This window comes from Streptomyces roseicoloratus, assembly GCF_004117935.1.
Taxonomy (GTDB): Bacteria; Actinomycetota; Actinomycetes; order Streptomycetales; family Streptomycetaceae; genus Streptomyces; species Streptomyces roseicoloratus.
Window position 1 is genome coordinate 19,816 of sequence record NZ_SDOY01000170.1, and the last position, 22,727, is coordinate 42,542.

General features: G+C 74.1%; 20 protein-coding genes. 17 read left to right on the forward strand and 3 right to left on the reverse strand.

Features of this window, described 5'->3' with window-relative positions; all coding sequences use genetic code 11:
* Positions 1 to 14 precede the first annotated feature (14 nt).
* From ESG85_RS29865 to ESG85_RS29875, 3 genes are all read right to left on the reverse strand, one after another.
* Positions 15 to 1,292: a glycosyltransferase family 39 protein gene (locus tag ESG85_RS29865; protein ID WP_128984298.1), complete on the reverse strand. Its 1,278-nt coding sequence runs from the start codon at positions 1,290 to 1,292 to the stop codon at positions 15 to 17.
* Between the two features lie 52 nt (positions 1,293 to 1,344).
* The gene (locus ESG85_RS29870) at positions 1,345 to 3,120 is read right to left on the reverse strand and encodes an NlpC/P60 family protein (RefSeq protein WP_128984299.1); all 1,776 of its coding nucleotides are present in this window, start codon (positions 3,118 to 3,120) and stop codon (positions 1,345 to 1,347) included.
* A 126-nt stretch (positions 3,121 to 3,246) separates the two neighbouring features.
* On the reverse strand, positions 3,247 to 4,428 hold the full coding sequence (locus ESG85_RS29875; protein WP_128984300.1) for a pyridoxal phosphate-dependent aminotransferase: 1,182 nt from the start codon (positions 4,426 to 4,428) through the stop codon (positions 3,247 to 3,249).
* 150 nt (positions 4,429 to 4,578) lie between these two features.
* Between ESG85_RS29875 and ESG85_RS29880 the strand changes: the two genes are divergently transcribed.
* The 17 genes from ESG85_RS29880 (at position 4,579) to ESG85_RS29960 (ending at position 22,718) form a co-directional block, all read left to right on the forward strand.
* A complete protein-coding gene (locus ESG85_RS29880) occupies positions 4,579 to 4,779 on the forward strand; it encodes a hypothetical protein (RefSeq protein ID WP_128984301.1) in 201 nt (66 codons plus the stop codon).
* Positions 4,780 to 5,248: 469 nt separating this feature from the next.
* Entirely contained in the window at positions 5,249 to 5,767 is a 519-nt protein-coding gene (locus tag ESG85_RS29885; RefSeq protein WP_128984302.1) for a DUF2617 family protein, read from the forward strand.
* A gap of 75 nt (positions 5,768 to 5,842) precedes the next feature.
* Positions 5,843 to 7,612 carry a spermidine synthase gene (locus ESG85_RS29890; RefSeq protein WP_246095393.1) on the forward strand — a complete coding sequence of 590 codons (1,770 nt, stop codon included), beginning with the start codon at positions 5,843 to 5,845 and terminating at the stop codon, positions 7,610 to 7,612.
* Positions 7,613 to 7,689: 77 nt separating this feature from the next.
* Positions 7,690 to 8,865: an SRPBCC family protein gene (locus tag ESG85_RS29895; RefSeq protein WP_128984303.1), complete on the forward strand. Its 1,176-nt coding sequence runs from the start codon at positions 7,690 to 7,692 to the stop codon at positions 8,863 to 8,865.
* Positions 8,866 to 8,906: 41 nt separating this feature from the next.
* A complete protein-coding gene (locus tag ESG85_RS29900) occupies positions 8,907 to 9,725 on the forward strand; it encodes an aldose epimerase family protein (protein ID WP_128984304.1) in 819 nt (272 codons plus the stop codon).
* A 25-nt stretch (positions 9,726 to 9,750) separates the two neighbouring features.
* Entirely contained in the window at positions 9,751 to 10,299 is a 549-nt protein-coding gene (gene pyrE, locus ESG85_RS29905) for an orotate phosphoribosyltransferase (protein ID WP_128984305.1), read from the forward strand.
* A 233-nt stretch (positions 10,300 to 10,532) separates the two neighbouring features.
* Entirely contained in the window at positions 10,533 to 11,555 is a 1,023-nt protein-coding gene (gene fbaA, locus ESG85_RS29910; protein WP_128984306.1) for a class II fructose-bisphosphate aldolase, read from the forward strand.
* 132 nt (positions 11,556 to 11,687) lie between these two features.
* A complete protein-coding gene (locus ESG85_RS29915) occupies positions 11,688 to 12,845 on the forward strand; it encodes a MalY/PatB family protein (protein WP_128984460.1) in 1,158 nt (385 codons plus the stop codon).
* Between the two features lie 173 nt (positions 12,846 to 13,018).
* A complete protein-coding gene (locus ESG85_RS29920) occupies positions 13,019 to 14,590 on the forward strand; it encodes an MFS transporter (RefSeq protein WP_128984307.1) in 1,572 nt (523 codons plus the stop codon).
* Positions 14,591 to 14,610: 20 nt separating this feature from the next.
* Complete coding sequence (locus ESG85_RS29925) at positions 14,611 to 15,024, forward strand: DUF3151 domain-containing protein (protein WP_128984308.1); 414 nt, start codon at positions 14,611 to 14,613, stop codon at positions 15,022 to 15,024.
* Between the two features lie 247 nt (positions 15,025 to 15,271).
* Positions 15,272 to 16,156, forward strand: coding sequence for a DUF3152 domain-containing protein (locus tag ESG85_RS29930; protein ID WP_128984309.1), 885 nt, complete (start codon positions 15,272 to 15,274; stop codon positions 16,154 to 16,156).
* Positions 16,157 to 16,264: 108 nt separating this feature from the next.
* On the forward strand, positions 16,265 to 17,125 hold the full coding sequence (locus ESG85_RS29935; protein WP_128984310.1) for a tryptophan 2,3-dioxygenase: 861 nt from the start codon (positions 16,265 to 16,267) through the stop codon (positions 17,123 to 17,125).
* Positions 17,118 to 18,398 (forward strand): kynureninase, encoded by a 1,281-nt coding sequence (kynU, locus tag ESG85_RS29940; protein WP_128984311.1) that lies wholly within the window; start codon positions 17,118 to 17,120, stop codon positions 18,396 to 18,398. Before ESG85_RS29935 ends, kynU begins: the two co-directional genes overlap by 8 nt.
* Before the next feature lie 109 nt (positions 18,399 to 18,507).
* Positions 18,508 to 19,377 carry an alpha/beta hydrolase gene (locus ESG85_RS29945; RefSeq protein ID WP_128984312.1) on the forward strand — a complete coding sequence of 290 codons (870 nt, stop codon included), beginning with the start codon at positions 18,508 to 18,510 and terminating at the stop codon, positions 19,375 to 19,377.
* 95 nt (positions 19,378 to 19,472) lie between these two features.
* Positions 19,473 to 20,789, forward strand: a complete 1,317-nt coding sequence (locus ESG85_RS29950; RefSeq protein ID WP_128984313.1) for a sensor histidine kinase — start codon at positions 19,473 to 19,475, stop codon at positions 20,787 to 20,789.
* A complete protein-coding gene (locus ESG85_RS29955; protein WP_128984314.1) occupies positions 20,786 to 21,451 on the forward strand; it encodes a response regulator in 666 nt (221 codons plus the stop codon). Before ESG85_RS29950 ends, ESG85_RS29955 begins: the two co-directional genes overlap by 4 nt.
* A 52-nt stretch (positions 21,452 to 21,503) precedes the next feature.
* Positions 21,504 to 22,718: a cytochrome P450 gene (locus tag ESG85_RS29960; RefSeq protein ID WP_128984315.1), complete on the forward strand. Its 1,215-nt coding sequence runs from the start codon at positions 21,504 to 21,506 to the stop codon at positions 22,716 to 22,718.
* Positions 22,719 to 22,727 lie beyond the last annotated feature (9 nt).

Here is a 22,727-nt window from a genome sequence, read left to right on the forward strand (position 1 = left end):
TCCGGCCCCCGGCCTCACAGGGCCATGCGCGCGAGCGTCAGCACGTAGGGCGCGTAGGCGAAGGAGAGCCCGGCCAGGCCCGCGATCACCACGATCGCGGCGCCCGGCCGGGCTCTCGTCATCGCGCGGGCGAGCGGCAGCAGCAGGGGGAAGGCCGGCAGCAGGAACCGCGGCTTCGACTCGAAGAAGCCCGAGCCGCCGACGGTGATCAGAAGCAGGACGGCGGTGTACGCGAGCACCGGCAGCGGCGGGCGCTCCCCGCCCAGCAGCAGCGCGAACAGCAGCACTCCCGCCGCCGTGATCAGCAGCGCCATCACGTAGCCGAGCTCGGTCGGCCCGGTCACCATGCCCCGGACGAAGCGCAGCGCGCCCCGCCCGAGGTCGAAGCGGGAGGTCCAGCCGTCCTGGACGGCGAAGTAGCCGCCGAGCAGGTCGCCGCGCCGGGCGCCGACCCACAGCAGGTACGACAGCCAGCCGAGGGGCGCGAGCAAGGCCCCGGCCCACAGCCGCAGGCCGGTCCCCACGGGCGGCTCCGCCCCGGACCGCCGGCCTGCCCGGAGCGGCCGGTCCCCTCGTCCGTACCGCCGCCACAGCTCCAGACCGGCCGCGACGAGCACGGCGGCGGCGACGGCGATCCCGTTGGGCCGGGAGAGGCCCGCGAGCGCGGCGAGGGTGCCCGCCCACAGCCAGCGGCGGGTCAGCAGGGCGTACAGCGACCAGGCCGCGAAGGCGGTCATGAGCGGCTCGGTGTACGCCATGGACAGCACGATCGAGTGCGGCAGCAGGCCCCACAGCAGGACGGTGAGGACGGCGGTCCGGCGGCCGCACAGCCGCTCGGTGAGGACGTAGATCCCCCAGGCCGCGGCCCCGGCGGAGAGCCAGGACAGCAGCAGCCCCGCGGTCCCGTAGGCGACGGGCAGGACGGTGGTGACGGCCCGCACGAGCCCCGGATAGAGCGGGAAGAACGCCAGGTCGGACTGGACCGCGCCGTCGGGCCAGTACAGCGTGCGCCCGTAGCCGTGGGCGGCGATCCGGAGGTACCAGTCGGAGTCCCAGGACGTGGCGAGCAGCGCCCGCGGCGAGCGCCCGACGTGCCAGGCCCACAGGGCGAGCACCAGCATCCCGGTGAGCCGGGCGGCGGCGAACAGCCCGAGCGCGGGCGCCGCCCGGTGCAGCGAGGCCCGCCAGCGGGGGACGCGCCGGGCGGGGGCCGGGGTGGTCGCGGACGCCGGGCGGTCGAGGGTCTCGGCGGACAGGGGGCACCTCCGTGCGCGGCGAAGAACGGTCGACATCCGACAAGTCGGTTTACCTGACCGGGGCCACGGCACGGAGGGGGCGCGCCCGTCAGAAGCGGCGGATCACCCGCAGCGTGTTGGTGTACAGGTCGCCCTTGGCCGTCTCCGACGCCGGCGTGCCGTCGAGGATCGACTTGCCGCCGACGTCCGCCATGGTGGGCCCGTTCGGCGTCTTGCGGCTGGAGACGAAACGCCGCTTCCCGTACTGGTCCGGGCCCAGGTAGATGCCGATGTGCCCGCCCGCGTCCGAGTCCTCGTCGGTGTCGAAGAAGACCGTGTCACCGATGCGCAGCCCGGTGAGCGGCGGGACGGTGCCGGTGCCGCCGTCGGCGATCTTCACGCCGGGGCCCGCGGCCGACTGCTGCGCCGAGGTGCGCGGCAGGCCGTGCCCGTCGGGTGCCGCGCTCTCGTGGAGCAGGGGAATGCCCATGTGGTAGCCGTAGACCATCCGGACGAAGCCCGAGCAGTCGAGGCATCCCAGGAACTCCGCCTCCGGGGCGCGCGCCGGGAAGCCGGGGAAGGTCCAGCTGATCCCGGCGTACTCCTGGAAGTCGGCCCCGACCGTCCGCAGCCCCGTCACCGGGTCCGGCCTGCTGTACAGGGACGGCCCCAGCACCTTCGCGCCGCCGCGCGCCGGGTCGGTGACCGAGGACGCGTACGGCAGGAACATCGCCGCGTGGGCGAGGGCGTCGGGCGAGAGGTCGCCCGCCCAGGCGCGGACGCGCTGTTCGAGCTCGGGCGTCCAGGTGCCGTCGAAGGGCTCCGGCAGGACCCGTACCCAGGTGTCGTGGGTGACGACCGGCGGGTCCGTCCACGAGGCCTCCTCGACGAGGAAGTCGTACACCCGGGCCTCCACCCCGGTCTGGGCGCCGCTGTTCGCGTACGCCCGGACGCCGACGGCACCCGCGCCGAGGGCCGTGGTGCCGTCGGGATCGCGCAGGCTGTGGGTCCAGGCCGGGAGCGCCGACTCGGCCACGCCGTGCTTCCAGGCGCGGACGCGCAGCACGTCGCCGGTCTTCTCGGCCTGCACCCACCAGTGGTCGTACGCGGCGAAGCCGGTGCCGACGGTGACGGGCGCGCCCAGCACCGTGACCACGTTGTCCAGGGCCTTCTCCAGGACGAGCTGGACCTCCCGGGCCGGGGTGACGACCAGCCGGGCGCGGTAGTGGGTGTCGAGGCTCTTCAGGGAGAAGGTGAGCGCCAGCGACAGGGGCGCGCCGACGGGCACCTGGGTGAAGGAGAAACGGGCGCGGGCCCGGACGTCGCCGAGGCCCTTGTCGGAGAGGTAGGCGTGGCGGCTGGAGCCGGTCGCGGAGAGCGTGACGGCCGCCCGCCCGGCGGTGACCTTGTAGTCCGCGACGTGGGCGTCGTCCTTCGAGTTCGGCCACCAGGTGCCGCCGTCCGGGGACGTGCCCCAGCCCGTGGTGCCGCCGGTCAGCTCCCGCGAGAAGGAGTCCTCGACCCGCCGCTTCTGCTCGGTGAACCAGCGCCTCGGACCGCGCACGGTCACCGTCCGCGCCCCGGTCGTCAGGGTCGCCAGCACGCCCCCGCCGTCCGAGACCTCCAGACCGCCGGCGATCGCCCGGGTGGCCAGTGCTCCGGCCGGGCGCGGAGTGAAGTGCCAGGGATCGGTCGGGTCGATCAGCATCGGCATGCGGGCGCCGGGCACGGTCGGGGCGGACGGCTCCGCCCACGGCAGGGCCGCAGGCGTGTCCGCCGCGGCGGCGGCCGGCGCCGCGACCGGCGGCAGCGCGCCTCCGGCGGTCGCGCCGGCGAGGGCGAGGAGCGCCGATCTGCGGCTCGGCCGGAACTTCGGTGCGGACATGTGCGGGTACCCCCCAGGGAACGTCGCCCGACCGGGCGGCCGGGCGAGGGGGACCCTATCCGCGCGCCCGCCCGTACGGCCGGGCGGCCCCGCCCGGCTCGAGCAGGCGGGCGAGGGGGACCCTGTTCAGGGGGCGAGTCGCTTGAGACGGGCTACTGCCTCATCCAAGAGTTCCTTCCGCTTGCAGAAGGCGAAGCGGACCTGGCTGCGGCCGGCATCGGGGTCGTCGTAGAAGACGGAGTTGGGGATGGCGACGACGCCGCAGCGTTCGGGGAGGGCGCGGCAGAAGGCGTAGGCGTCCTTCTCGCCGAAGGGCGTGATGTCGGTGGTGATGAAGTACGTGCCCTGGGGTCGGTAGACCTCGAAGCCGGCCGCCCGAAGGCCGTCGCCGAGCAGGTCGCGCTTGCGTTGCAGGTCGGCGCGGAGGCCGTCGTAGTACGTGTCCGGGAGGCGCAGTGCCTCGGCGATGGCGTACTGGAACGGGCCCGAGCTGACGTACGTCAGGTACTGCTTGGCGGTCCGGACGGCGGTCACGAGTTCACGTGGGCCGGTGGCCCAGCCGACCTTCCAGCCGGTGAAGGAGTACGTCTTGCCGGCCGATCCGATGGTCACGGTGCGCTCGCGCATGCCCGGCAGGCCCGCGATCGGCACGTGTTCGGCGCCGTCGAAGACCAGGTGCTCGTACACCTCGTCGGTGACGACCAGCAGGTCGCGTTCCCGGGCGAGTTCGGCGATCGCGGTCAGCTCGGCGCGGTCGAGCACGGTGCCGGTGGGGTTGTGCGGGGTGTTGAGCAGGATCAGCCGGGTCCGGTCGGTGACCGCGGCCCGCAGTTCGTCCAGGTCGAGCACGAAGGCGCCCTCGTGCGGGCGGAGGGTGACCGGCACCCGGGTGCCGCCGGCCATGGCGATGCACGCGGCGTACGAGTCGTAGTACGGCTCCAGGGCGATCACCTCGTCCCCGGGCTCGACCAGCGCGAGCAGCGCGGCGGCGATGGCCTCGGTGGCGCCGGCGGTGACCAGCACCTCGCTGTCGGGATCGTACGCGAGTCCGTAGCGGCGCTGCTGGTGCTCGGCGACGGCCGCGCGCAGCTCGGGGACGCCGGGGCCCGGCGGGTACTGGCTGCCGCGGCCTTCGCGCAGCGCGCGGACGGCGGCCTCGCGGATCTCCTCGGGGCCGTCGGTGTCGGGGAAGCCCTGGCCCAGGTTGATCGAACCGGTCCGGGCGGCGAGCGCGGACATCTCGGCGAAGATGGTGGTCCCGAACTCCGCGAGCCGTCGGTTGAGCAGCGGTCGTGTCATGCCCGCCATCCTGGGGCGAAGCTCTGGACTTGCTCAAGTGCGCTTTGGGCGCGGTCGGGGGCGGGCATCCCCGTCGCAGAGCCGACGGGGCTCGGAGCGTCGGCGTGGCGACGGGGCCGACGCGGGCGGAAGGAATCCTTCTCACTGACGGGGGACGACATGGAAGTTGTGGTGGGCATCGCCGTGGTGATCATGGTGATCGTCGGTTTCTCGGCGGCCTCGCGCGCGAGCTCGCGGCGGCGCCGGCGGCGCCGCGGCGGCTGGGGCGGTGGCGGTACGACGGGTGGCGGCTGCAGCAGCTCGTCGTGCGGTTCGTCCTCGTGCGGTGGCGGCGGCTGCGGCGGAGGCGGCGGCGACTGAACACCGGGGCCGACGGAGGCGACGGAGCCGACAGGGGCGACAGAAGCGACGGGAGGGACGCGGCCGGCCGGGGCCGGCCGCGGGCCCGGCGGGAGGGCGCGGTCCGGGGGAGTGCGCGGTCCGGGGGAGGGCGCGGTCCGGCGGGAGGTGCGGGGCGGGGTGGTGGGGGGCGCGGCGGGATGGTGTCCCGGGGCAACGGCCCGCGGAGGCCGTTCCGTTGGGTGTTTGTGGGAATCATGCGAACGATTCCCACTGAACAGTTGAACCGTGGGGCCCCCGAGGGGATGGAAACCACGTCAAGTTGGGTAAAAACGCTGTGAGCTACCCGCGGTTCATGATTCCCTCGCTGTCGAGAACATCCAGCCCTCGGACCGTGTGTGGACCCGAGCCGGCGATCCCCACTCCCGGTAGAACGCTTCACCGGGACGCCCCCGGCCCACCCGTCAAACCGTGTTTGCGGAGCCGATCCATGCTCACGACCCTGAAGACCTCCTACACCGACACCCGCGCGGCCGACCTCGCCTGGGCGCTGGGGCGCGACCCGCTGCCGGCGCTCGCCGTGCTCGATCTCGAACTCGCCGGAGCCAAGATGCAGTTGCGGCTGCTCGGCGCCTCCCACCAGGTCCTCCTCGAGGAGGAGGACCGCAGTTGCTCGGAGACCGTGGCCTGCATGCCCGGCAGCAGCACGCCGCTGCCGCTGGGCGTGTCCAAGCGCGTCGGCGAGTGGGAGTACGAGTTCGCGGCGCGCGTCGAGACCCTCACCCGGGGCTCGTTCGCGGGCCGCGCCCAGGAGTTGCTCGCGCTCGTCGCCGACCATCCGCACGGCCTCGCGGGGACCTTCCCCGGCTCGCCGCACGCCTTCACGGCGATGCTGGCGCAGCGCCACGAGGGCCAGGTGCGGTGGCGCACCTGGCACGCGTACCCGCAGGAAGGGCAGCTGGTGGTGACCCGGACGCAGATCGGGGCCCGTATGCCCGCTTCGCTCTGACGCGCCGTACACATGCCTCAGGTGCACTCGTGTGGGTGACAGGCGGCGATAGGTGTGTGACGTAGCGTTACCGACATGATCGACCCGCCCGTGACCATGCCCCTGCCTCCCAAGCGGGCGGCGCGGCTGCCCGTGCGGCCGGGCGCGGTGCGGTACCCGGTCCTGGCGGTGGTCTTCGTGTGCGCCGCCTGCGGACTGGTCTACGAGCTCGAACTGGTGGCACTCGCCTCGTACTTGATCGGCGACTCGGTCACGCAGGCGTCCGTCGTGCTGTCCGTCATGGTCTTCGCGATGGGCGTCGGCTCGCTGCTCGCCAAACGGCTGCGCTGCCGCGCGGCGGTCGGCTTCGGACTGGTCGAGGGCGGTCTGGCGCTGATCGGCGGCTGCTCGGCGATGGTGCTGTACGCGGCCTTCGCCTGGCTCGGCGAGTCGCGGTACGTGCTGGTGGCCTTCTCGCTGGCCATCGGCGTGCTGATCGGCGCGGAGATCCCGCTGCTCATGTCGCTCATCCAGCGCGCGGAGTCGACCCGCGGGCAGGGCGCGGCCGGTGGGGGCGGCGGGGGCGAGGGCCTTGGCGGGGCCGAGGGTTCTAGCGATGGCGAGGATTCTGGCGACGGCGAGGGTTCCGGCGGGGACGAGGGCCGGGGCGGGGCCGGGCGGCGGGAGGGGCAGGACGCCGCCGGGACCGTCGCCGACCTGTTCGCCGCCGACTACGTCGGCGCGCTCGTCGGCGGACTCGCCTTCCCCTTCCTGCTGCTGCCCTGGCTCGGCCAGCTCACCGGCGCGCTGGTCACCGGCGCCGTGAACGCCGTGGCGGGCGGCGGCCTCGTGCTCTGGCTGTTCCGGCACGACCTGACGACCCGCTCGCGGACCCTGCTCATCGGCGCCAACGTCACCGTGCTCGCCGTCCTCGCCACCGCGACCCTCCTCGTCGACGACTTCGAGGAGGCGGCGCGCCGCGCGGTCTACGGCGACAGCATCCGGGTCGCCGTCCACACCGACCTCCAGGAAGTGGTGGTGACCGGCGAACAGGGCGGCCCGCCCGACCTGTTCCTGAACGGCCGGCTCCGGGTCGGCGGCCAGGACGAGTACCGGTACCACGAGGCGCTGGTCCACCCGGCGATGAACGGGCCGCACGCGCGCGTGCTGATCCTCGGCGGCGGCGACGGGCTCGCCGCCCGCGAGGTGCTGCGCTACCCGGACGTCCGCGCGGTCACCGTCGTCGAGCTCGACCCCGGCGTCGTCCGGCTCGCCCGCACCGACCCGGACCTCGCCGCGCTCAACGGCAACGCCTTCGGCGACCCGCGCGTGACCGTCGTCCACGGAGACGCCTTCACCTGGCTGCGCCGGTCCCGGCCCGTGCAGGAACGGTACGACGTGGTGATCTCCGACCTTCCCGACCCCGGCATCACCCCCAGCGCCAAGCTCTACTCGGAGGAGTTCTACGGACTCGCCGCCGGGGCGCTCAGCGACGTCGGGCGGCTCGTGGTGCACGCCGGATCGGCCGCCGCCCGCCCCCGTACGTACTGGACGGTCGACGCGACCCTCCGGGCGGCGGGCTTCGCCACCCGCCCGTACGGCTTCGACGGCCGCGCCTCCGGTCTGACCGGCGGGCCCGACCGGGCGGGCCGCTCCACCGCCGCCGCGCCCGGCGAGGGGGAGTGGGGCTTCCTGCTCGCCGCGCCCGGTCCGAGCCCGCCCGTGCTGGGCCTCGACGCCACCGCACCCCGGCTCCGTTCGCTGACCACGGGCACCCTGACCGAGGGCGTGAGCCGCGTGGAGCGCACCCGTACGGACACGGCGACCGGCCTGCCGCCCTCGACGCTCGTGCACCCGCGCTACTGAGGGGGATCCGGTGAAGGGCGAGCCGATGGGGTGCGAACAGGCGACGGGCGGGCCGGGCCTGAGTAGGCTCGGCTTCCATGGAGCATGAGGTGTTCGTCCCGGTCCCGGCCGAGGTCCTGCGCGCCACGCTGAAGGACCCCGCCCGGGTGGCGCGCTGCATCCCCGGCTTCCAGCGGGACGCCGACGGGGAGGGCGGCCCGCTCGCCGGCCGGCTGAGGATCCGCGTCGCCGGCAACACCATCACCTACCGGGGCGCCCTGCGGATCGCCGCGCGCGGCGGTCGCTTCGCCGTCGAGGGCGAGGGCATCGAGGTCCGCGGCAAGGGCACCGCGGCGCTCACGCTGGCCCTCACGCTCACCCCGGTGGCCGACGGCACCACGATCGCCTTCAGCGGCGCGGTCACGGCGGCCGGCCGGCTCGCCGACGCCGGCACGGAGGCCAGGACCACGGCGGGCGCCCGCCTGCTCGACCGCTTCGCGGAGGCCCTGTCCGCGGTCGCGGACGTGGAGGCGGAGGTCGCGGCGGAGCAGGCGGCCGAGGCCAGGGCCGAAGCGGCGGAGGCGGCGGAGGCCGCGCGCGCGGCGGCCGCCGGCCGGGCGGCGCGGGCGGGCGCCGACGCGGACGCCGCTGTTTCCGCCGCCGGAAACGACGCCGCCGCCGGAAACGACGCCGCCGCCGGAAGCGACGCCGACGGTGAGAGTGGTGCCGACGGTGACAGCGAAGCCAACGGTGACAGCGATGCCGCCGGTGACAGCGATGACGCCGGTGACAGCGATGACGACGGCGTCGACGACGGTGTGGAGGAGCCCGGCCGTTCCTCCGTGTTCGACGCGCCGGTGCCCCCGCCGTCCCTGGACCCGCGCGCCGACGAGGAATTCGACCGCGACGAGCGGTCCGACCGCGACGAGGACGTCGACCGCGTCGGTGCCGACGGCGTCGACGCCGGCGACCTCGACGGCGAGGACCTCGACGCGGTGGAGGAGATCCCCGGGGCGACGGACGAGACCCGGGCCGGGACCGGCGACTTCGCGGGCGCCGCCGCCCAGCCCGCCGAGGCCGCGCACGCCCGGCGGACCATGATCGGACGCAGCGCGGAGGAGGTCGACCACGCCCCGCCGCGCGGACGCTACGCGCCGGTCCCGGCAGCCGAGGCCTCCGGCGCCTCCGCGACCCTGCGCTGGATCGCCCCCGCGGCGGCGCTCGCCCTCGCCTCGGCCGTCGTCGTCACCCGCGTGATGCGCCGCCGCCGCTGACCGCCCGCCGTCTCGGCGACAGACCCCCTAGGCTCGGGGGCGTGAGCAATCTGACGCGACTGACGGCCGGTGACGCCGAGTTGACCATCGATCCGGAGCACGGCTGCCGGATCGACAGCCTTCGTATCGGAGGCACCGAGGTGCTGCTCCAGGGAGCGCGCCACGGCTGCTTCGTGATGGCGCCGTGGGCGGGCCGGACCGGAAACGGGCGCTTCCGCAACGGAGGCGAGGTCCACCAGCTGCCCATCAGCGAGCACGCGGCCCCGCACGCGCTGCACGGCACGGTCCGTGACGTCCCGTGGAAAACGGCCCACGCCACCGGGACGACGGCCGCCTTCGTCACCGACCTCGCCGACCCCTGGCCGTACACCGGCAAGGTCACCCACACCGTCGAACTGACCGAGGACTCCCTCACCCTCCGGCTGGGCGTCGAGACCCTCGCGGACTCCTTTCCGGCACAGGTCGGCTGGCACCCCTGGTTCCGGAGGACGCTCGACGGGCCGGACGGCCCGGACGGACCGGCCGGTCCCGAGGTCGAGCTCGGTTTCCGTCCTGCCTGGCAGGAGGAGCGCGGCGAGGACCACCTCCCCACCGGCCGCCGGATCGACCCCCTGCCCCGGCCCTGGGACGACTGCTTCGGCATGCCGGACGGCGTCGACGTCACCCTCACCTGGCCGGGCCGGCTGGAGCTGCGCGTCACCAGCCGCGCCGAGTGGGTCGTGATCTACGACGAGCCCGCCGACGCCGTCTGCGTCGAGCCGCAGACCGGCCCGCCGAACGGCCTCAACACCCACCCGCGGCTGGTCACCCCGATCGACCCGCTGGAGGCCGCGACCACCTGGAGCTGGCGCGGTCTGTGAGCGGGCGGGCTTTAAGCTCGTGAGCATGACTGACGTACGCGCTGAGCTGCTCCAGCAGATCAAGGACAAGGCCGTGGTGCACGGCAAGGTGACCCTCTCGTCGGGTCTTGAGGCCGACTACTACGTCGATCTGCGCCGGATCACGCTCGACGGTGCGGCCGCGCCGCTCGTCGGCCAGGTCATGCTCGAACTGACCGAGGACCTGGACTTCGACGCGGTCGGCGGTCTGACCCTGGGCGCCGACCCGGTCGCGACCTCGATGCTGCACGCCTCCGCCGCGCGCGGCAAGCGCCTGGACGCCTTCGTGGTCCGCAAGGCCGCCAAGGCGCACGGCATGCAGCGCCAGGTCGAGGGCCCGGACATCAAGGGCCGCCGGGTCCTGATCGTCGAGGACACCTCGACGACCGGCGGCTCGCCGCTGACCGCCGTCGAGGCGGCGCGCGCGGCGGGCGCCGAGGTCGTGGCCGTCGCGACGATCGTCGACCGGGCCACGGGCGCCGGCGAGAAGATCAGCACGACGGCCGGGGTGCCGTACCTCTCCGCGTTCGCGCTGGACGAGCTCGGCCTGGCGTAGTCATCGGAGGTATCGCCCCGAAGTCGTGACCTGGGTCCCGGGCCTCGTATGAGACCCTCCTGACCTGCTGTTTTTCCGAAGGGCGGGGTGTTTCACGTGAAACACCCCGCCCTTCGCCGTGCCGGGCCTGTGGGAGCCCGGACAAGAGTCTGGAAGGATGGGGGCGACGATGACGTCGCCCCCCAGGTCAGGGACAGCAACGCACACACCCGCACATCACAAGGAGCGGACGAATGCCCATCGCAACCCCCGAGGTCTACAACGAGATGCTCGACCGGGCGAAGGCAGGCAAGTTCGCCTACCCGGCCATCAACGTCACCTCGTCGCAGACGCTCCACGCCGCCCTGCGCGGCTTCGCGGAGGCCGAGAGCGACGGCATCATCCAGATCTCGACCGGTGGCGCCGAGTTCCTGGGCGGCCAGCACAACAAGGACATGGTCACGGGCGCCGTCGCCCTGGCCGAGTTCGCGCACATCGTCGCCGCGAAGTACGACATCACGGTCGCGCTGCACACGGACCACTGCCCCAAGGACAAGCTGGACGGCTACGTCCGTCCGCTGCTCGACATCTCCGCCGAGCGCGTCAAGGCCGGCCGCAACCCGCTGTTCCAGTCGCACATGTGGGACGGCTCCGCCGAGACCCTCGCCGACAACCTGGCCATCGGCCAGGAGCTGCTCGCCAAGGCCGCCGCCGCCAAGATCATCCTCGAGGTCGAGATCACCCCGACCGGTGGCGAGGAGGACGGCGTCAGCCACGAGATCAACGACGAGCTGTACACCTCCGTCGACGACGCCATCCGCACCGCCGAGGCCCTGGGCCTGGGCGAGAAGGGCCGCTACCTGCTGGCCGCGTCCTTCGGCAACGTCCACGGCGTCTACAAGCCGGGCAACGTCGTGCTGCGCCCCGAGCTGCTCAAGGACCTCCAGGCGGGCGTCGCCGAGAAGTTCGGCAAGGCCTCCCCGTTCGACTTCGTCTTCCACGGCGGCTCCGGCTCGACCGCGGAGGAGATCGCCACCGCCCTCGAGAACGGCGTGGTGAAGATGAACCTCGACACCGACACGCAGTACGCCTTCACGCGTCCGGTGGCGGACCACATGTTCAAGAACTACGACGGTGTCCTGAAGGTCGACGGCGAGGTCGGCAAGAAGTCCACCTACGACCCGCGCACCTGGGGCAAGCTCGCCGAGGCCGGCATGGCCACGCGTGTCGTCGAGGCGTGCGCGGCGCTGCGCTCGGCCGGCACCAAGCTGAAGTAAGCGCTCTGCAGGACGGAGGGCCCGGCGCCACGAGGACGGCGCCGGGCCCTTCGCCGTACCCGTTTCGGTCCGCGCGGCCGGCCCCGTTTCCCCGTCCGCGCTCCTGCTCCCTCTCTGGAGGTACGACCCGTGGTGTTCGACTTCGACCGCGCCATAGACCGGCGCGGGACGGCATCGGTCCAGTGGGACGGTCTCGCCGACCGGCTCGGCGTCCCCGACCTGGTGCCCTTCACCGTCTCCGACATGGACTTCGCCTCCCCGCCGGCCGTGCTCGGCGCGCTGCGCGAGCGGATCGACCACGGCGTGTTCGGCTACACCGACTGGCGCCTCGGCGAGTTCCGCGAGGCCGTACGGGACTGGTACGCGAGCCGCCACGGCACCGCCGTCGACCCCGAGGCGATGGTCTACGCGCCCTCCGTGCTCAGCCAGCTCTCCCAGCTCCTCCACATGTGGACGGAGCCCGGCGACGGCGTCGTCGTCCACACACCCACCTACGACGGCTTCCGCAAGGTGGTCACCGGCCTCGGCCGTGAACTGCGCGGCGTCCCCGTCGGCGACCCCGACGCCCTGGAGCGGGAGCTCGCCCGGCCCGGCAGCCGGATGCTGCTGCTCTGTTCCCCGCACAACCCGACCGGCCGGGTGTGGCGCGAGGAGGAGCTGAAGGAGTTCGCGCGGCTCGCCGAGCGGCACGGCGCCGCCGTCGTCAGCGACGAGATCCACGCCGACCTCACCGCCGAGGGCCACCGCCACATCCCGTGGACGGCCGTCGCCGAGCCGGGGCGGGGCCGGCGCTGGGCGCTCGTCACCTCCGGCAGCAAGACGTTCAACTTTCCCGCCCTCTCCGGCTCGTACGGCTTCCTCGGCGACCCGGACGAACGGGCCGCGTTCGTCCGGCGCATGGAGACCGGCGAGGGCCTGGCCTCCCCGGCGGTGCTCTCCCTCACCGCGCACGTCGCCGCCTACCGGCACGGCGCACCCTGGCTGGACGCGCTGCGCGGCTACGTCGCCGACACCATGGCCCTGGTCCGGGAGCGGCTCGCCACCGGCCTCCCCGACGTCCACTGGACCCCGCCGCAGGCCGGCTACCTTGCCTGGATCGACCTGCGTCCGCTGGGCCTCGACGAGGCGGCGCTCCAGGAAGAGCTGGTGACCGCCGAGAAGGTCGCGATCATGCCGGGCAGCGTCTACGGCACCCCGGGCTTCGTCCGCCTCAACCTGGGCTGCCCGCGCGCCAAGGCCGACCGTGGAGTGTCCGCGCTGGTGAGCGCGGCGAGGCGGCTGCGGGGCTGAGGCCTCGGGGCCGGGACGGCGGATACGGGGCCGGTGCCGACCGGGGGTGGCTGCCGTGGGGGCCGGTGGGGGCCGTGCGCCCGACGGCCGCGGCGCCGGGGCGGCGCGTCCGGCCCGGGCGTCACCGGTCGGCAGCGGCTGCGGGGGCGGCCGGTTCGCGGGACCATGCAGGCATGACCGACTCGGCGGGCGCGGCATCGGTACCGGCACCGGGCCCGGGCATCCGGCTGGCATCGGCGACCGGGCGGTGGGTGGTCCTCACGACCGTCCTCGGCTCGGGGATGGCGCTGCTCGACTCCACCGTCGTCAACGTGGCCCTGCCCCACATCGGCGACGACCTGAACGCCGACCTGGCCGCTCTGCAGTGGACCGTCAACGCCTACATGCTCACCCTCGCGGGCCTGATCCTGCTCGGCGGATCGCTCGGCGACCGCTACGGACGGCGCCGGGTCTTCGTGATCGGCGTGGTGTGGTTCGCGATCGCCTCGCTGCTGTGCGGGCTCGCCCCGAACGCCGGCGTGCTCGTCGCCGCCCGCGCCCTCCAGGGCGTCGGTGGGGCGCTCCTGACGCCCGGCTCGCTGGCGCTGATCCAGTCGAGCTTCCACGAGGACGACCGGGCGCGGGCGGTCGGCCTGTGGTCGGGCTTCGGCGGCGTGGGCGCGGCGGTCGGCCCGTTCGTCGGCGGCTGGCTGGTGGACGGGCCCGGCTGGCGGTGGGTGTTCCTGCTGAACGTTCCGCTCGCGCTGGTCTGCGTGCCCGTGGCCCTGCGGCACGTCCCGGAGTCCCGGGACTCGACGGCGCGCGGCCGCTTCGACGTACTCGGCGCGGTCCTGGGGGCGGCGGCGCTCGGGCTCGTCACGTACGCGCTGATCGCGGCGACCTGGTGGCCGGGCGTGGCGGGTGCGGCGGTCGGCGCGGGGTTCGTGGTGGTGGAGCGGCGCCGTGGCGAGGACGCGATGATGCCGCTGTCGATCTTCGGCTCGCGGACGTTCACCGCGGTGAACGTGGTGACGCTGTGCGTGTACGCGGCGTTCAGCGGCTTCTTCTTCCTGGCCGCGCTCCAGCTGCAGGTGGTCTCCGGCTACTCGGCGCTCGCCGCCGGAACGGCGCTGCTGCCGACGACCGTCCTGATGCTGCTGCTGTCGGCGAAGTCCGGCGAGCTGGGCGAGAAGACCGGGCCGCGGCTGCCGCTGACCGTGGGGCCGCTGGTGTGCGCGGCGGGGATGCTGCTGATGCTGCGGGCCGGCGAGGACGCCTCCTACCTGACGGACGTGCTGCCCGCGATGCTGGTGCTCGGGCTCGGCATGACGACCCTGGTGGCCCCGCTCACCGCGACCGTGCTGGCTTCCGTGGACGTCTCCCGGGCGGGCCTGGCCAGCGGCATCAACAACGCGGCGGCCCGGGCGGCGGGCCTGATCGCGGTCGCCGCGCTGCCGCTGCTCGTGGGCATGGGCCCGGAGGCGTACCGTTCGGCGGCGGAGTTCGGGGCGACCTTCCGGCGGGCGATGCCGATTCTCGCGGGCGTCCTGGTGGCGGGCGCGGTCCTGGCCTGGTTCACCCTGCGCGCCCCGGCCCACGCGGACTGCCACCCCGGCTGCAAGGTCCACTGCGGCGTGACGGCGCCGCCGCTGGACCCGGGGAGCACGGCGGAGAGGGCCGGCCGGGGCGAGGGGACGGCCGGGCGGCGGGAGGAGAAGCCCCCGGGAACGGGCGGCGGAAGGCGGGATCCGGAGGACAGCTCCTGAGCCTGAGGCAGACTGGCCCCATGGCCATCCACGAGAACCTGCTGGGGGGACCGTCCCCCACCCACCTGCCCGACGACCCGGAGCCGCGTGAGCTCCTGGCGAGCGGGGCCGCGCCGGCCGACGTCGCGGCGAAGTACCCGACCTCCTCGCTCGTGTGGGCGCAGCTCGCCGACGACGCGTACGAGAGCGGCCGGGTGATCGAGTCCTACGCCTACGCCCGCACCGGCTACCACCGGGGCCTCGACGCCCTGCGGCGCAACGGCTGGAAGGGCCACGGCCCGGTGCCGTGGGAGCACGAGCCGAACCGCGGCTTCCTGCGGGCGCTGCACGCGCTGGCCCGCGCGGCCGGCGAGATCGGCGAGAAGGACGAGCACGAGCGCTGCACGACGTTCCTGCGCGACTCGTCGGCGACGGCGGCCGACACCCTGGGCTGACGCCCGGCCCCGGCCGCCCCGCCCGCAGGCCCCAGGGGCGCCGTGCCCGTGACCGTACGTGACCCGTACGGGACGCACCGCGCCCCTGACCGGCCCTTGTGCACCCATGCTGTAACAGCCGCCCGCGAGTGTTCGAGCGCGTTCGAGTCGGTGGAATACGATCCACCGGACCGCACACCGAGCCGTCGGCGCGCCGAGGCCCAGTCTTCCTCGCCCCACCCCGACGCACGCAGGGGAGAAGTCTGTCTTGGGCAAGCGTGCCGCGCAGCAGAGCCGCCGCCGACGCAGGACGGGGAGACGGCGGGGCCGGGGCCGGCTCGTACCGCCGGTGCTCGCGCTCGCCCTCGTGTCGCTGGGCTGCGGAGCCGCACTCGCCCACTACGAGGGGCGGTGGGACGGGCTCGCCGCCGCGCCGCCGGAGCCGGTGACGGCCCCGCCCACCACGGCGGAGGCCCCGACCGCGACGACGACCGCGAAGCCCCCGCCCCCGCCCGCGCCGAAGCCCCCGCCGAAGAGGCCGGCGCAGAAGCCGAAGCCCGAGGCTTCCCCGGAGAAGACGGACGTGCCCCGCTCCGGCCCCGGCACCTTCACCACCGCCCGGGCCGTCGGCGAGCCCGTCGGCGCCGGCGGGCAGCTGCGCCGCTACCGCGTGCAGGTCGAGGACGGCGTCGATGTCTCCGCCAAGGAGGCCGCCGCCGAGATCGAACGGATCCTGGCCCACCCGCGCGGCTGGGCCGCGCACGGCCGCGGGCGCTTCCAGCTGGTCACCGACGACGCCGACTTCGTCATCCGGATCGCCACGCCGGACACGGCGGACAAGCTCTGCGCCGCCCACGGCATGGACACCCGCGGCGAGCTGAACTGCGAGACCACCGAGGGCGTCGTCGTGAACCTCAGGCGCTGGATGCTCGGCTCGCCGACCTTCGCCGGCCCGCCCCACGAGTACCGCCACCTGATCATCAACCACGAGGTCGGGCACGAGATCGGCATCCGGCAGCACATGGGCTGCCCGGGCCAGGGCAGGCCCGCGCCGGTCATGATGCAGCAGATCAAGGGCCTGAAGGGGTGTCGTTCGAACGCGTATCCGTATGACGAAGAAGGGATCTACATCGAGGGCCCGCTCGTGTCATGATGCGCGTGGGCGGCGTGCGCCGAAGCGGGTCGCCCGAGGGGACCGGGGCTCCGTCGTCACACGAAAGGAGCGGACCGCTACCCGGTAGTTCGTATCGAGGAGACAGAAATGTCGACCTTTCCAGGTTCTCCCGATGCCTCCGGAGCCGGTGCGGTCAACGACGCGCCGAACCTCGACTTCGCGGGCACCACGCCGTACGAGGACTACGTCCAGGCGGACGTCCTCACCCACCTCCAGCACCTCCGCTCGGACGACCCCGGCGAGATGGTCTTCCTGGTCACCACCCAGGTCATGGAGCTGTGGTTCACGGTGATCGTCCACGAGTGGGAGACCGCGAGCCACGCACTGCGCCGCGACGACCTGCCCGTCGCCATGGACGCGCTCAAGCGCTCCGTCCGCGAGCTGGAGGCGCTCAACCACTCCTGGCGTCCGCTGGCCCAGCTCACTCCCGCCCAGTTCAACGCCTACCGCGGCGCCCTCGGCGAGGGCTCCGGCTTCCAGTCGGCGATGTACCGGCGCATGGAGTTCCTGCTCGGCGAGAAGTCGGCGTCCATGCTGGTGCCGCACCGCGGCGCCCCCCGCGTCCACGCCGAGCTCGAGAAGGCGCTCCAGGAGCCCAGCCTGTACGACGAGACGCTGCGGCTGCTCGCCCGGCGCGGCCTGCCCGTCCCGGCCGAGGTCCTCGGCCGTGACCTCGCACTGCGCTACGAGCCCTCCGCGGAGGTCGAGCGGATCTGGGCCGGGATCTACGCCGACCCCGACCAGAACGGCGAACTCGTGCGCCTCGGCGAGGCCCTGAGCGACGTCGCCGAACTGGTGTGGCGCTGGCGCAACGACCACCTGGTCGCCACCCGGCGCGCCATGGGTGCCAAGACCGGCACCGGAGGCTCCGCGGGCGTCGCCTGGCTGGAGAAGCGCGCGCAGAAGAACGTGTTCCCCGAGCTGTGGACGGCGCGCAGCCATGTCTGAGCCCACCACCGCCACCGCGGCCGCATCCGCCTCCGTCTCCGCCTCCGCCGCGGACCTCGCGGCACGCGCCCGCGCACTCGACGCCGCCGACGAACTCGGCAAGCACCGCGAGAAGTTCGCCCTCGGCGGCGGCTCCGGCCAGGAGGACGCCGGCGTCTACCTGGACGGCAACTCGCTGGGCGCGCTGCCCGCGCACGTCCCCGCCCGCCTGGCCGACGTCGTCGCCCGCCAGTGGGGCGAGCTGCGCATCCGCTCCTGGGACGAGTCCGGCTGGTGGACCGCGCCCGAGCGGATCGGCGACCGGATCGCCCCGCTCGTCGGCGCCGCCGAGGGCCAGATCGTGGTCGGCGACTCGACCAGCGTGAACGTCTTCAAGGCGGTCGTCGCCGCCACCCGTCTCGCGGACGGGGGACGCGACGAGATCCTCGTCGACGCGACGACCTTTCCCACGGACGGGTACATCGCCGAGTCCGCGGCGCGCCTCACGGGTCACCGGATCGTGCCGCTCGACCCGGCCGGGATACCCGGCGCGGTCACCGACCGCACGGCGCTCGCCCTGGTCAACCACGTCGACTACCGCAGCGGCCGGCTCCAGGACCTGCCCGGCATCACCGCCGCCCTCCACGAGGCCGGCGCGCTCGCCGTCTGGGACCTGTGCCACAGCGCCGGCGCCCTGCCGGTCGGCCTCGACGCGCACGGCGTGGACCTGGCCGTCGGCTGCACGTACAAGTACCTCAACGGCGGCCCCGGCGCGCCCGCGTACCTGTACGTCGCCGAGCGCCACCAGGACCGCTTCGACTCGCCGCTGCCCGGCTGGAACTCGCACGCCGACCCGTTCGGCATGACCCCGGGCTACCGGGCCGCCGACGGCGCCGCGCGGGGCCGGGTCGGCACGCCCGACATCCTGTCCATGCTGGCCCTGGAGGCCGCGCTCGACGTGTGGGACGGCGTCCGGATCGAGGACGTACGGGCCAAGTCCCTCGCCCTCACGGACTTCTTCCTGGAGTGCGTCCGGGCGTACGCCCCCGGGGGCCGCGTCACGGCGGTCACGCCCGAGGCGCACGCGGAGCGGGGCAGCCAGGTCGCGCTGCGCTGCGCCGAGGCACCGGCCGTCATGGCGGAGCTGATCCGGCGGGGCGTCGTGGGCGACCTGCGCCGCCCCGACATCCTGCGCTTCGGCTTCACCCCGCTGTACGTGGGCTTCGCCGACGCGGAACGGGCGGCCCGCACCCTCGCGGACGTCCTCGCGGACATCCCTCCGGCAGGGGCCTGATCATCACCTGATCGCCTGATCTGCGGGGCCCGTACTCCTGGTACCGTCCCCGCAGGTCAGGCCGACGGGATCATCAATCGGCCCCGTCTGAGGAGAGGTTGGAAGCAGCATGCCGGACCCCGCCGCGCGCGACGCCGCCGAGGAAGCGTCGGCCTTCTCGCACCCGGCCGTCGACCCGGACGCCTCCGCCGCGTACGGCGCGCACCCCGACCAGGTCGTCGACTTCTACGCGCCGCGCGACGGCCGGACGAACGCGCCGCTGGTCATCGCCCTGCACGGCGGCGCCTGGCGGGCCCCGTACGACCGGCGGCACCTGACTCCTTTCGTGGACTTCCTGGCGCGGCGCGGCTTCGCCGTCGCCAGCGTCGAGTACCGGCGCGGCAGCGACATCCCGCGGCAGGGCGGCGCCGCCCCGGTGGCCGGCCGCTGGCCGGAGACCTTCGACGACGTCGCCGCCGCGATGGACGCGGTGCCCGAACTGGCCGCGGCACACCTGCCGCAGGCCGACGCGCGGCGCATCGTGCTCACCGGCCACTCCGCGGGCGGCCACCTCGCCCTGTGGGCCGCCGCCCGCCACGTCCTGCCCGCGGGCTCGCCCTGGCGCCTGCCGGCCCCGCCCGCCCTGCGCGGCGTCGTGGCGCTCGCCCCGATCGCGCACCTCGACCGCGCCGTCGAGCTCGGCGTGTGCGGCGACGCGGTCACCGAACTCCTCGGCGACGGCGACGACTTCGCGGCGCGCGCGCCGCACGCCGACCCGTCCCTGCTGCTGCCCACCGGCATCGCCACCACCGTCGTCCAGGGCCGCGACGACGTCGTCGTCCCGCCCGCCGTCGCCGAGTCCTACGCCGAGGCCGCCGCCAAGGCGGGCGAGACGGTCGGCTGCACGCTCCTGGAGGAGGTCGGCCACTTCCCCCTGATCGACCCGTCGGCCGACGCGTGCGCGGTGGTGGCGGAGGAGATCGCCCAGCTGGCCTGGTAGCCACCGGGCGGGCGCCGGGTAGTCCTCAAGACGGATCCCGGAGGATCCCCTTCGAGCCGGACGACCGGCTCGCGGTGCGGCCGTACCGTGGACGCGTGACTTCGACCCGGACCACCGAAACGAGCCGCAGCCCCGAGCTCCGCCTGACGCTGAAGGCGCTCGGCGGTCTGCGGGCCGACCTCGTCACCGACGCCTTCGCCTACCGCCCGCTGCCCCGCATGGACGTGACGCGCGGACCGCTCCGGATCCTCCCGGCGCGGATACGCGACGAATTCGGCGTGCTGCCGCACCTCGCCGTCGGCTTCCTCGCCCTGATCGTCTTCGCCCTCGGGGGCGAGGCGGCCCCCGACGCCTTCGGGCCGTTCACCGTCGTCTACGCCGGGGTGCCCGCGGCGATCGTGCTGCTCACCCTGATCCGGCCGGTGCTCGCCTTCTGGGCCTCGCTCGCCTCGACGCCGGTCCTCGGCCTCGTCGGCGGCTCCGACGACGGCTGGCCGTGGCCGCCGCACTTCTTCGCCATGCACCTCTTCGTCCTGGTCGTCGTCGCGATGCGCACCAGGCCGCGCACCGCCGGCTGGATGTGGCTGGTCACCGCGGGGTACGCGTTCTTCGTCCAGGTCTTCCTCCGGGTCGGCGCCGGCCCCAGCGACGCCGTGCCGCTGCTCTTCACCGCCGGCATCGCCCTCCTCCTCGTCACGACCTTCCAGGTACGCCGCGAGGCCGCCCGCGAGGTCACCGCCCAGCAGACCGTGACCGCCGTCGAACGCTCGAAGCGGACGCTCCTGGAGGAGCGCACCACCATCGCCCGCGAGCTGCACGACGTCGTCGCCCACCACATGTCGGTCGTCGCGATCCAGGCCGAGGCCGCGCCGTACCGGGTGGAGAACCCGCCGCCGGAGCTGGAGCAGGCCTTCGCCACCATCCGCGAGAACGCCGTCGCCGCGCTCACCGAGCTGCGCCGCGTCCTCGGGGTCGTACGGGCCGAGAACTACGAGGCGCCCGACGCGCCGCAGCCGACCCTCGCCGACCTGGACGGCCTGGTCGGCAACGTCCGCGAGGCCGGCCTCGACGTCACGAAGACCGTGACCGGCTCCGTACGGGAGCTGCCGCAGGGCGTCGAGCTCTCCGCGTACCGGATCGTGCAGGAGGCGCTGTCGAACGTGCTGCGCCACGCGCCCGGCGCCCCCGCCACGGTCGAGGTGTCGTACGTCCTCGGCGGCCTCGGCGTCCGCGTCGTCAACGGCCCGGCCCGCGGCCTGGTCAAGCCGTCGCCGGGAGCCGGCCACGGCATCACCGGCATGCGCGAGCGTGTCACGATGCTCGACGGCGAGATGACCGCCGGGACGACGGACGACGGCGGCTACGAGGTCGCGGTCTTCATCCCCGTGGCACGTGAGGAGGCCGCCGCATGACCGTCCGGGTGCTGATCGTCGACGACCAGATGATGGTCCGCGAGGGCTTCTCGGTGCTGCTCGGCGCGATGCCGGACATCGAGGTCGTCGGCGAGGCCGTCAACGGCCGCGAGGCGGTCTCCCAGGTCGCGGCGCTGCGCCCCGACGTGGTCCTCATGGACATCCGCATGCCGGAGATGAACGGCATCGACGCGACCCGCGAGATCGTCGCCGCCGACGCCGACGCGAAGGTGCTCGTCCTCACCACCTTCGACCTGGACGAGTACGTGTACCAGGCGCTGCGCGCCGGAGCCTCCGGCTTCCTCCTCAAGGACGCCTCGGCCCGGCAGCTCGCCGACGGCGTCCGGGTCGTCGCGGCCGGCGAGGCGCTGCTCGCGCCGACCGTCACCAAGCGGCTCATCACCGAGTTCGCCCGGTCGGCCGAGGTGTCGCCCAGCCGGCCCGCGACGGCGCAGGTCGGGGAGCTGACCGAGCGCGAGACGGAGGTCCTGGTGCTGATCGCGCAGGGCCTGTCGAACGCCGAGATCGCCGACCACCTCGTCGTCGCCGAGTCCACCATCAAGACCCATGTGAGCCGGATCCTGGTGAAGCTGGGCCTGCGCGACCGCACGCAGGCGGCGGTCTTCGCGTACGAGGCGAGACTGGTCCAGGTCGGCGGCTGACGGCGGGAGCGGGGGGCTCCCCGACGGCGGCCGCCGGGGGTAGCGTCCGGTCATGGACGCTGCCGACGCCGCCGATGCCGCCTTCGACCCTTGGTCCCCGGAGTTCGTCGCCGACCCGTATCCCGCCTACGAGCGGTTGCGCGCCACCGGCCGCGCCCACTGGTACGGGCCCACCCGCCAGTGGCTGGTCCCGCACCACGAGGACGTGTCGGCCCTCCTCCGCGACCGCCGCCTGGGCCGTACGTACACCCACCGGTTCACCCACGAGGAGTTCGGGCGGGAGGCGCCGGACGCCGCGCACGAGCCGTTCCACACCCTCAACGACCACGGGCTGCTCGACCTGGAGGGGGCCGACCACACCCGGATCCGGCGGCTGGTGTCGAAGGCGTTCACCCCGCGGACGGTCGAGAACCTGGCGCCGACGGTACGGCGGCTGGCCGCTGACCTGGTGGGACGCCTGGTCGCCGAGGGCGGCGGCGACCTGCTGTCCGGCGTCGCGGAGCCGCTGCCCGTCGCGGTGATCGCCGAGATGCTGGGCGTCCCCGAGGACGACGAGGAGCGGGGGCGGCTGCGGCCGTGGTCGGCGGACATCTGCGGGATGTTCGAGCTGAACCCGTCGGAGGAGACGGCCCGCCGCGCGGTCCGCGCCTCGATCGAGTTCTCCGACTACCTGCGGGAGCTGATCGCCCGGCGGCGGAAGGACCCGGGCGACGACCTGATCTCGGGCCTGGTGGGCGTGGCGGAGCTGACCGAGCAGGAGACGATCTCCACCTGTGTCCTGCTGCTGAACGCGGGCCACGAGGCGACCGTGAACACCACGGTGAACGGCATGCGGACGCTGCTCACCCACGGCGTGCGACCCGACCCGGACGATCCAGCGGCGTTGTCCACAGCTGTGGAAGAACTGCTGCGCTACGACACACCGCTCCAGATGTTCGAGCGCTGGGTCCTCGACGACATCGAGCTCGGCGGCGTCGTCATCCCGCGCGGCGCCGAGGTCGCCCTGCTCTTCGGCTCCGCCAACCGCGACCCCGCCCGCTTCGGCCCCACCGCCGGCCGGCTCGACCTCGGCCGCGCCGACAACCCCCACGTCAGCTTCGGCGCCGGCATCCACTACTGCCTCGGCGCCCCACTCGCCCGCCTGGAACTCCAGGCCGTCTTCGGCGAGTTGCTCCGGCAGGCGCCTGGGCTGCGACTGACGGCCGAGCCGGAGTGGAAGCCGGGCTACGTGATCCGGGGCTTCGAGGAGCTCCTCGTGGAGACGTGACGGGGACGC